This is a genomic window from Paenalicyclobacillus cellulosilyticus (assembly GCF_014647315.1).
GTDB lineage: Bacteria > Bacillota > Bacilli > Alicyclobacillales > Alicyclobacillaceae > Alicyclobacillus_J > Alicyclobacillus_J cellulosilyticus.
On record NZ_BMOY01000145.1, the window covers coordinates 337 to 593 of the forward strand.

At 38.5% G+C, this 257-nt stretch carries 1 protein-coding gene; it reads right to left on the reverse strand.

Going from position 1 to position 257, the window contains the following annotated elements; genetic code table 11:
* Positions 1-257: type II secretion system protein GspM (gene gspM, locus IEX97_RS13260; protein WP_229776950.1), on the reverse strand; the 257-nt coding region annotated here is incomplete at both ends.

The following is a 257-nucleotide window of genomic DNA, read 5'->3' on the forward strand; positions in this document are numbered from 1 at the left end:
ATGAAAGAAATTTTGGCCAATCCCGATGCATCAAGACGTTGGGCATTAAATTGTTTAATCGAAAACGCGTAAGTTTGATGCAGTTGTCTTAACCACTGCATAAACATCACAAAGGGCACGGATTCAAAGGATAATTGAATATCACCCCCGCTCAGTTGTTGAAGCTGATAAGGAAAAGGTTGAAATAACGGATTTTTAAGTTTTCTAGAGAGTAAGGACAATAATTGCGTGTTCGTTAAGTTTTGCTGCGGTTTCAG